This window comes from Caulobacter sp. P1_B12_2 (assembly GCF_056406675.1).
Genome location: NZ_JBFTZS010000150.1, coordinates 1 through 9,864, shown reverse-complemented (window position 1 = coordinate 9,864; position 9,864 = coordinate 1). Strand labels below are relative to the sequence as shown.

Genomic DNA, 9,864 nt, shown 5'->3' with positions numbered 1-9,864 from the left:
ATCGGGTTCTGGATGGGACGGTCGTTCGGCGGCCGGCTGCTGAAGGACCTGGCCGGCGACGGCGTGGCCAAGTTCATGAAGCTGATCGGCAAGAACGGCTTCCTGGCCAGCCTGATCGTCCGCCTGGTGCCCTCGGCGCCGTTCATCGTCGTCAACATGGCGGCCGGCGTCACGCCGATGAAGCTCCGCGACTTCGCGGCCGGCACCGCCGTCGGCATCATACCGAAGATCGCCCTGACCGCCTTCGCCGGCAATTCCATCGTCCAGGCGCTGAAGGGCGGCGGCAATCGGCACATCGTCATGCTGGTCGTGGCGGTGGCGGTCTGGATCGTCGCCGGCCTGATCGCGCGGAACTGGCTCAAGCGGCGCGAAGAGGCGGCGGACTAGGCGAGGGCGGTTCGCATTGCCTTGGCGTCATCTTCGGGGCGTTTGACGCGCGAACCCGAGGACTGCCGAAGCGGTTGACCCTGAATGTCACGCGTCGCGGTTGAAAATTGCTCTGCGTGCGGCCAATTGCGCGATTAACGCAAAATGCTTGCTGGATTTTGGGCCGCTGTGTAGAAAGCAACCATGAACGTCGTGCGCCAACTGCTTTCGCTTCGGCTTACCACCCCCTGGGCGCTCTAGGGGCCGCGCATCGTCGTGGCCGGGCGCACAGGGGATGACTGACCCCGCCGCCCCCCTAAGGCCAGACCGGCCCACGCAGACACCTTCCGACGAGTAGATCCATGACCACCGATATTTCTGGCGTAGCCGCCGGCGCTTTCGACAAGCGCGACAACGTCGTCATTTTCGACACCACCATGCGCGACGGCGAGCAATCGCCCGGCGCCTCGATGTCGCACGACGAGAAGCTGGAATTGGCCAAGATCCTCGAGGAGATGGGGGTCGACGTCATCGAGGCCGGCTTCCCGATCGCCTCGAACGGCGACTTCGAAGCGGTTCGCGAAATCTCCAAGATCGTCAAGAACAGCACCATCGCCGGCCTGTGCCGCGCCCATCAGGTCGACATCGACCGTTGCGCCGAGGCCCTGAAGCCCGCCGCCCGCGGCCGCATCCACGTGGTCATCGCCACCAGCGACCTGCACATGAAGCACAAGCTGCAGATGGAGCCGGACGCCGTCATCGACGTGATCGCCCGCTCGGTGACCCACGCCCGCAACCTGCGCGACGACGTGGAATGGTCGGCCGAGGACGCCACGCGCAGCGAGCGTCAGTTCCTGCGCCGCGCCATCGAGACCGCCATCAAGGCCGGCGCCACGACGATCAACCTGCCCGACACGGTGGGCTACACCTATCCGTCGGAATACGCCGACCTGTTCAGCTGGATGACCCAGAACGTCGAGGGCGCCGACAAGGTGATCTTCTCGACCCACTGCCACAACGACCTGGGCCTGGCCGTGGCCAACAGCCTGGCCGGCGTGCAGGGCGGGGCGCGCCAGATCGAGTGCGCGATCAACGGCCTGGGCGAGCGGGCCGGCAACGCGGCGCTGGAAGAGATCGTGATGGCCCTGAAGGTGCGCGGCGACAAGCTGCCCTTCGAGACCAAGATCGACACCACCCACATCACCCGCGCCAGCCGCTACGTCTCGGCCATCACCGGTTTCCCGGTGCAGTACAACAAGGCCATCGTCGGCAAGAACGCCTTCGCGCATGAAAGCGGCATCCACCAGGACGGGATGCTGAAGAACCGCGAGACCTACGAGATCATGACCCCGGAATCGGTCGGCCAGGCGCCGTCCAGCCTGGTCATGGGCAAGCACTCGGGCAGCCACGCCTTCCGCGCCAAGCTGAAGGACCTGGGCTACGAGCTGGGCCAGAACGCCCTGAAGGAGGCCTTCGGCCGCTTCAAGGACCTGGCTGACCGCAAGAAGCACGTCTACGACGACGACATCATCGCCCTGGTCGACGACGCCCTGGCGCGCGGCTCCGAGCGCATCCGCGTCCAGCGCCTGCGCGTGGTGGCCGGCACCGACGGCCAGTCGGCCGAGTTGACCCTGGAAGTCGACGGCGAAGTGAAGACCTCGGAAGCCTCGGGCGACGGTCCGGTGGACGCCGTGTTCAACGCCATCCAGCAGATCGTGCCGCACAACGCCGCCCTGCGCCTATTCCAGGTGCACGCGGTGACCGAAGGCACCGACGCCCAGGCCCAGGTTTCGGTCCGCCTCGAAGAGGACGGCCGCATCGCCACGGGCCAGGCCGCCGACACCGACACCCTGACCGCCTCGGCCAAGGCCTATGTGAACGCCCTGAACAACCTCATGGCGCGCAAGGAAAAGAGCCGGCCGGAAGCGGCGATCGCCAGCGGGTTCTAGCCGCTAGGCCGCTTCTCGCTTCGAGAACGGCCGCGTCGCCAACAATTCCGCCGACAGGCAGGCCTGGGGTTCGACCTCCAGGCCCAGCGCCCGCAGATCCTCGCACAGCGCCCGGCGCGGCTCCTGATCCAGGAACGCGCCGGCGTCGATGACCATCGCCCCGCCCGGGCGCAGCATGGTCAGGGTCGAGGACGCCGCGGCGAGCGCGTCGGACACCGTCGAGCAGCCCACGATCAGCAGCACGTCGCTCTGCTCGTCGGCCGCGCGGCAGGTGGCCCGGCGGGCGGCTTCCACGCGGTCATAGCCCTTGCGCCAAAGCACGCTCATCGCCTCGCCCGCCTCGGGTCCGGTCACCGCCACGAAACACAGCGGCGTGGCCTCGGCGAGGGTGAGCATGCGCCCGAGCGTGTGCTGGATCCCGTCGGTCGGAACGCCGAGCAGGAACCGCGCGGCCTGCCCAATGGGGGTCCACTTGGACGGATGGGACGACATGGTCGAAACCTCTGACTGGTCGCCCGTCACCGGACGGGCCGACGCCGAGGGTGTGCGCCCTGAGGGCCTAAGGCCTCCATTCGGAAAGACGTCGCCCGCATAAGGGCGGCATAAGGAACAGTGATGATCTGGATTCCCATCACCATCGCCGCCTCGTTCGCCCAGGTGGCCCGCAACGCCGCCCAGCGGTCGATCATGGGAGGGACGGGACCCTGGGGCGCGACCCTGGTGCGGTTCCTGTTCGGCCTGCCGTTCACGGCGGTGTTCGTCGCGGTCGCCTTTGCCCTGACGCGGGGCGAGCACCCGCACGCGACCCCGGCCTTCTGGGCGGCGGCCCTGCTCGGCGGCGCCAGTCAGATCGCCGCCACGGCCGCTTTGCTGGTCGCCATGCGCCGCGCCAGCTTCGCGGTGGCCACGGCGGTGCAGCAGAGCTCGATCCCCCTGGCCGCCCTGTTGGGCCTGCTGGTCTACGGCGAGAGGCTGAGCCCGCTGGGGTGGACCGGCGTGGCCCTGGCCAGCGTCGCCCTGCTGGTGGTCACCTGGCCGCGCACCGGAATGTCGGGCGAAAAGCCCGTCAGCGGCGCGGTCTACGCCCTGCTGTCGGGGCTGGCGTTCGGCTTCTGCCTGAACGCTTTCCGGCAAGCGGGCCACGCCCTGGAGCCCAACCATCCGATCTTCGCCGCGGTGGTCACCCTGATGACCGTCCAGATCGCCCAGACGGCGGCCCTGACCCTGTTCCTGGCCGTCGGCGACCGCGCCGCCCTGGTGGCGGTGGTCAAGGCCTGGCGGCCGTCGCTCGTGGCCGGCTTCTGGGGCGCGGCCGCTTCGGCCGGCTGGTTCATCGCCCTGGCCCTGGCGCCGGCGGGACAGGTGAGGGCGGTAGGGGTGATCGAAGCGCCCATCGCGGCCCTGGCCGGACGGCGCCTGTTCGCGGAACGCCTGACCCCCGTGCAGATGATCTTCGGCCTCATCGCGGCGGTCGGCGTGGCCATGGCGGCGCTCGGCTAGAAAACGCCATGTTTCTGGGATGAAACCCCCCGCGACGCCGTTCTGCGGATACAGGTGAGCCAGGGTCCGTAATAGACCTTGAAATCAACGCTTTCGCAGGGCAAACGGGCTCCGTCGGCAGCTTTGTTGCAGTCAGACGACGGCGCGGCAGGGGCCAGCGCTCCCGTCGTGCGACAGGCGTTCGTCAGTGGGACATAAACCCGCATTTCGCGGGAATCATGTTGTCCTGCTTTGGAATTGAAGTAGGAGCCATCTTTTCGCTTCGCCTTCGTCGCTTCGGCGATGCAAATGGCTCCGTTTCGCCGACTTCCGCCTGCTCTTTTTGACGACCCGCTTCGCCCCTTATCCCCTCAGTCAGGGCTTTCAATGTTTTCTTCCCTCTTCGGCGTCATCTCCAACGACATCGCCATCGACCTGGGCACCGCCAACACCCTCATCTACATGAAGGGCAAGGGCATCGTCCTGAACGAGCCGTCGGTGGTTGCGCTGCGTAATGTCGGCGGCCGCAAGATCGTTCACGCGGTGGGGATCGAGGCCAAGCAGATGCTGGGCCGCACGCCGGGCCACATGGAAGCCATCCGCCCGATGCGCGACGGGGTCATCGCCGACTTCGAAGTCGCCGAAGAGATGATCAAGTACTTCATCCGCAAGGTTCACAACCGCAAGGGCTTCGTGAACCCCAAGGTCATCGTCTGCGTGCCGTCGGGCGCCACCGCCGTCGAGCGCCGCGCGATCAACGACAGCTGCCTGAACGCCTCGGCCCGCCGCGTCGGCCTGATCGACGAGCCGATGGCCGCCGCGATCGGCGCCGGCCTGCCCATCCACGAGCCGACCGGCTCGATGGTCGTCGACATCGGCGGCGGCACCACCGAAGTGGCCGTGCTGTCGCTGTCGGGCATAGTCTATTCGCGTTCGGTCCGCGTCGGCGGCGACAAGATGGACGAGGCGATCATCAGCTACATGCGTCGCCACCATAACCTGCTGATCGGCGAAACGACCGCCGAGCGCATCAAGAAGGAAATCGGCACCGCCCGCGCTCCGGCCGACGGCGAAGGCCTGTCGATCGACGTCAAGGGCCGCGACCTGATGCAGGGCGTGCCGCGCGAAGTCCGCATCAGCGAAAAGCAGGCCGCCGACGCCCTGGCCGAACCGGTCGGGCAGATCGTCGAAGCCGTGAAGGTGGCCCTGGAAGCCACCCCGCCGGAACTGGCGTCGGACATCGCCGACAAGGGCATCATGCTGACGGGCGGCGGCGCTCTGCTGCGCGGCCTGGACGCCGAGATCCGCGACCACACCGGCCTGCCGGTCACCGTGGCCGACGATCCGCTGTCGTGCGTGGCCCTGGGCTGCGGCAAGGTGCTCGAACATCCCAAGTGGATGAAGGGCGTGCTTGAATCGACTCTCGCCTAGGCGAATCGTAAGGACGCCGCGGGGGGCGTCGGGAGAACTCGTACGTGCCCTTTCGCGAAGGTCCGCTCGGCGACCTGAAAGTGCCGCTGACCTGGACCGCGGCCGTGGCGTTGATCGTCGCGATCGTGATCGCGGTGGCGTTCTTGTTGGCCGATCGCCGCGAGACCCTTCAACAACAGGCGTACGGCGTCACCCGCCAGACGGTCGATACGGTGTCCAAGCCGGTCAGCGGCGTGATCGCCGCCCCGGGCCGCTGGACCGGCCTGGGCGTCGACTTCATGAGCAGCTACTTCTTCACGGCGTCCGAGAACCGCCGCCTGAAGGCCGAGCTGAAGGAAATGCGCGGCTATCGCGACCAGTATCTGGCCGAGGTCGATAAGAACCAGAGCTACCGCTCGCTGCTGGGCCTGCGCACCGATCCGCCGATCCCGATGGTCGCCGCCCGCGTCGTCAGCGACACGCGCGGCCCGTTCGCCAACACCCGCCTGGCCGATAGCGGCGCGGAAAAGGGCGTGGTGGTCGGCAATCCGGTGATGAACGAGCGCGGCCTGGTCGGCCGCGTGGTCGGCGTCGCCCACGGGGCCAGCCGGGTGCTGTTGCTGACCGATATCGCGTCGCGCACGCCGGTGATGATCGATCGCACCAACGCCCGCGCCATCCTGACCGGCGACGGCGGCCCCAATCCGAAGCTGGAATACCTGCGCGGCGTCGATCCGATCAAGGAGGGCGATCGGGTCGTCACCTCGGGCGACGGCGGCGTGGTGCCGCGCGGCCTGCCGGTGGGTGCGGCCGTCAAGGGCCTGGACGGCCGCTGGCGGGTGGTGCTGTTCGCCGACGACACCGCCATCGACTATGTCCGCATCCTGCTGTTCAAGGATTTCTCGCAACTGGCCGACCAGAAGGCCCTGCTGACCCGCAGCCTGCCGCCGGTCACCACCGAGGATCCCGACGTCTCGATCCTGGGTCCGGTCGCCACCGCGCCCAAGCCGCCCGTCCAGACGCCGCCGGCCGGCGCCGCGCCCGCGACACCGGCCGGGGCCAAGCCGCCGACCGCGACGACGACTCCGGCGCCCAAGCCAACAGCCCCGAAGCCGGCGGCTCCAAAACCCGCGACGCCCAAGCCCGCGACGCCCGCGCCGGCGGCCGGCCAGCCGACCGGCGGGGGGATCTAGGGTGGGCGGCGCGCGGCCTCTGCATCCCGGCCGCTGGCTGGGCGTGCCGGCGCTGTTCTGCGTGCTGGCGACGATCGCCTTCGCCGCGCCGATCCGCATCTACGGCCTGCAGCTGCCCGAGCCCGTGTTCGCCATGGTGCCGGCCTTCGCCTGGGCCCTGATCCGTCCGTCGATCCTGGCCCCGTTCGCCCTGCTGCTGCTGGGCCTGTTCCTGGACACGTTCTGGGGCGGGCCGACCGGCCTGTGGGGCCTGTCGCTGCTGGTCGCCTACGCCACCGCCTTGGCTGGCCGCAACATGATGACCGGCCAGAGCCGACCGATGATGTGGGCCTGGTTCGCTGGGGTCACCGCCGTGGCCATGGCCGGCGGCTTCCTGTTCAGCATGCTGGACAGCCTCGCCATGCCCAGCCTGCTGGCCGTGTTCTGGCAGTTCCTGGTCACGGCCCTGTTGTTCCCGTTCGCCCACCGGCTGATCGACCGGTTCGAGGACGCGGACGTGCGGTTCCGGTGACGCCATGAGCGAGCCGTCAATCTTCTTCTTCGAGGTCAACGAGCGGCAAGGCGTCTTCCATAGGCGCGCGTTCCTGATGGGCGGCCTGGCCGGCGGCGGGCTGCTGGCCCTGGGCGGACGCCTGGCCCAGCTGCAGCTGGTCGAGGCCCGGCGCTACCAGAAGCTTTCGGCCRGCAACCAGTTCAACTACCGCCTGATGCCGCCGCCGCGCGGCCTGATCCTCGACCGCAACGGCGTGGCCCTGGCGTCGAACCGCCCGAACTTCCGGCTGATGATCACCAAGGAATCCAAGGAGTTCGACGTCGAAGCGGCGCTGGACGACCTGGCCCTTCTGGTGCCGATCGACGGCACGCGCCGCGCCCGTCTGATCAAGGACATCGCCCGTGCGCCCCGGAAGGCCCCAGTGGCGGTGATGGAAGACATGACCTGGGAGGAGTTCTCCCGCGTCAACATCCGCGCCCCCGAACTGCCCGGCGTCACGGCCGACATGGGCGAGGTGCGGGTCTATCCGTTCGGCGGCGCCTTCGCCCATGTGATCGGCTATGTCGCCAAGGTTTCCGACCGCGACCTGGAGAAGGCCAAGGACGAACCCGACCAGGACCTGCTGCACCATCCGGGCTTCCGGATCGGCAAGCAGGGGGTCGAGAAGGCCCTGGACCGCGAGCTGCGCGGCCGTCCCGGGGCCACCAAGGCCGAGGTTGATGCGCAAGGCCGCGTGGTCCGGCTGGATCCCGAGGGCGACATCCCGCCGACGCCCGGCAAGGAAGTCCGCCTGACCCTGGACGCCGACATCCAGAACCGCGCCCTGGAGGTGATGGGCGACGAAAGCGGCGCCATCGTCGTGATGGACGTGCGCAACGGCGACCTGCTGGCCATGGTCTCGGCCCCCAGCTTCGACGCCAACCGCTTCGTGAAGGGCCTGTCGGGTCCTGAGTACAAGGCGCTCGCCGAGTACGAGCGCAAGCCGCTGCTGGACAAGGCGCTGAGCGGCAACTTTCCGCCCGGCTCGACCTTCAAGCCCACCGTCGGCCTGGCCGCCCTGACCGCCGGCGTCGATCCCGAGGTTCGCGTGAGCTGCGGCGGCAGCTGGTATTACGGCGGTCGGACCTGGCGGTGCTGGGAAAAGCGCGGCCACGGCTCGCAGAACCTGCACGAGGCCATCAAGAACTCCTGCGACATCTACTTCTACCAGACGTCGCTGAAGATCGGCCCCGACGCGATCGCCACCGCGGCCCGCGCTATGGGCTTCGGCGAGACCTTCGACATCGGCATTCCCGGCCAGAAAAAGGGCCTGGTGCCCGACCGGGCGTGGAAGAAACGGGCCTTCAAGAAGAATCCCGCCAACCAGATCTGGTTTCCGGGCGAGACCCCCAGCTACGGGATCGGGCAGGGGGCGTTGAGCGTCAACGCCCTGCAACTGGCCGTGATGACCGCTCGCCTGGCCAACAGCAAGAAGGCGCTGAACCCGCGCCTGATCAAGTCGGTCGGCGGGGTCGAACAGCCCAGCGGCGCGGCCGTGCCCGACCTGCCGTTCACGCCCGAGCATCTGGCCTATGTGCGCGGCGGCATGGAGGCCGTGGCCAACGACGTGCGCGGCACCGCCTACCGCCAGAGCCAGCTGGGCCTGGGCGACGTCAAGATGGCCGGCAAGACCGGCACGGCCCAGGTGCGCAGCTACGACAATGTCGCCAACCGCAAGAGCACCAGCGTCGCCTGGCGCCTGAAGGACCACAACCTGTTCGTGGCCTTCGCCCCCTATGACGACCCACGCTACGCCGTGGCCGTGATCATCGAGCACGGCGGCCTGGGCGGCGCCACGGCCGGCGCCCCGCGGGCCCGCGAGGTGATGCGCGTGGCGCTGCTGAAGGACCCCGAGGTTCGCGCCCGCATCGAACGCCCCATGCCCTTGCCGCCGGAGCCCGTCGAGAACCCCGACGGCTCGGTCGAGGGCGCCGCGCCCGACGATCCGACCGTGGGCGCGCCGCCCCCGTCGCCGACCCCGGCCCCCACGACCCCGACCGTTCCCGCGTCTCCCGCTCCCGGAGTTCCCCGATGACCCTCAGCGGCGGCCTCAGCCGGCCCGGCGAACGCGACCGGCCGATCATCAAGTTCATGGAGATCGACTGGACCCTGTGTCTGGTCCTGTGCCTGATCGCCGGCACAGGGGCGCTGATGCTGTTCTCGATCGCCGGCGCCTCGTGGGAGCCGTGGGCCGACAAGCACCTGCTGCGCTTCGGCATCTATTTCGTGATGATGATCGCCCTGGCGATGATCGACCTGCGGGTCTGGTTCACCATGGCCTACCCGCTCTACGGCGTGGCCTTGCTGCTGCTGGTGGCGGTGGAAGCGGTCGGCGACGTATCGCTGGGCGCCCAGCGCTGGCTGGCCATCGGACCGCTGCGCTTCCAGCCGTCGGAGATCATGAAGATCGGCGTCGTCCTGGCCTTGGCCCGCTACTATCACGGCCTCTCCGCCGACAGCGCCCGCCTGTCCTGGAAGCTGTTGGTGCCGCTGGCCCTCATCGGCGTGCCCACCCTGTTGGTCGCCCACCAGCCCGACCTCGGCACCGCCGTGCTGATCGCCCTGCCGGGCCTGGCGGTGATGGTGCTGGCCGGCCTGTCGCTGCGGCTGATCATCGGCGGCATCGTGGCGGGCCTGGCCGCCCTGCCGCCATTCATCTTCTTCGTGCTGCACGACTATCAGCGCAACCGCATCCTGACCTTCATGGATCCGGAGAAGGACCCGTCGGGCAACGGCTATCACATCATGCAGTCCAAGATCGCCCTGGGCTCGGGCGGGCTGATGGGCAAGGGCTTCGGCCTGGGCTCGCAAAGCCAGCTGAACTTCCTGCCCGAGAAGCAGACCGACTTCATCTTCGCCACCTTGGCCGAGGAGTTCGGATTCATCGGCTGTTTCAGCGTGCTGTTCCTGTACGGGGTGGCGATCTTCATGGCCC

9 protein-coding genes are annotated in these 9,864 nt (G+C 68.6%); 8 read left to right on the top strand and 1 reads right to left on the bottom strand.

The genetic code is table 11. The features are described 5' to 3' along the window. Both AC1DZ6_RS11360 and AC1DZ6_RS11355 read left to right on the top strand, forming a co-directional pair. Positions 1-387, top strand: a 387-nt coding sequence (locus tag AC1DZ6_RS11360; RefSeq protein WP_477097287.1) for a TVP38/TMEM64 family protein, incomplete at its 5' end; no start/stop codon positions are given. A gap of 353 nt (positions 388-740) precedes the next feature. Continuing rightward, positions 741-2,315 carry a 2-isopropylmalate synthase gene (locus AC1DZ6_RS11355; RefSeq protein ID WP_477097288.1) on the top strand — a complete coding sequence of 525 codons (1,575 nt, stop codon included), beginning with the start codon at positions 741-743 and terminating at the stop codon, positions 2,313-2,315. Positions 2,316-2,318: 3 nt separating this feature from the next. Here AC1DZ6_RS11355 and AC1DZ6_RS11350 read toward each other — a convergent pair whose 3' ends face one another. Continuing rightward, positions 2,319-2,807, bottom strand: coding sequence for a hypothetical protein (locus AC1DZ6_RS11350; protein WP_477097286.1), 489 nt, complete (start codon positions 2,805-2,807; stop codon positions 2,319-2,321). A 123-nt stretch (positions 2,808-2,930) separates the two neighbouring features. Between AC1DZ6_RS11350 and AC1DZ6_RS11345 the strand changes: the two genes are divergently transcribed. From AC1DZ6_RS11345 to AC1DZ6_RS11320, 6 genes are all read left to right on the top strand, one after another. Next, positions 2,931-3,815: a DMT family transporter gene (locus tag AC1DZ6_RS11345; protein ID WP_477097285.1), complete on the top strand. Its 885-nt coding sequence runs from the start codon at positions 2,931-2,933 to the stop codon at positions 3,813-3,815. Positions 3,816-4,181: 366 nt separating this feature from the next. Beyond that, positions 4,182-5,225, top strand: a complete 1,044-nt coding sequence (locus AC1DZ6_RS11340; protein ID WP_004623009.1) for a rod shape-determining protein — start codon at positions 4,182-4,184, stop codon at positions 5,223-5,225. Positions 5,226-5,269: 44 nt separating this feature from the next. Next, positions 5,270-6,397, top strand: coding sequence for a rod shape-determining protein MreC (gene mreC, locus AC1DZ6_RS11335; protein WP_477097284.1), 1,128 nt, complete (start codon positions 5,270-5,272; stop codon positions 6,395-6,397). A gap of 1 nt (position 6,398) precedes the next feature. Next, complete coding sequence (locus AC1DZ6_RS11330) at positions 6,399-6,908, top strand: hypothetical protein (protein WP_477097283.1); 510 nt, start codon at positions 6,399-6,401, stop codon at positions 6,906-6,908. A 4-nt stretch (positions 6,909-6,912) separates the two neighbouring features. After that, on the top strand, positions 6,913-8,964 hold the full coding sequence (gene mrdA / locus AC1DZ6_RS11325) for a penicillin-binding protein 2 (protein WP_477097282.1): 2,052 nt from the start codon (positions 6,913-6,915) through the stop codon (positions 8,962-8,964). Continuing rightward, positions 8,961-9,864, top strand: a 904-nt coding sequence (locus AC1DZ6_RS11320) for an FtsW/RodA/SpoVE family cell cycle protein (protein WP_477097281.1), incomplete at its 3' end; no start/stop codon positions are given. The genes mrdA and AC1DZ6_RS11320, both read left to right, overlap by 4 nt.

What these genes read in the sequence shown, in the direction of transcription:
- AC1DZ6_RS11345 (WP_477097285.1), top strand. Translation starts at nt 2,931, where the DNA reads ATGATCTGGATTCCCATCACCATCGCCGCCTCGTTCGCCCAGGTGGCC.
- AC1DZ6_RS11340 (WP_004623009.1), top strand. Translation starts at nt 4,182, where the DNA reads ATGTTTTCTTCCCTCTTCGGCGTCATCTCCAACGACATCGCCATCGAC.
- AC1DZ6_RS11350 (WP_477097286.1), bottom strand. Translation starts at nt 2,807, where the DNA reads ATGTCGTCCCATCCGTCCAAGTGGACCCCCATTGGGCAGGCCGCGCGG.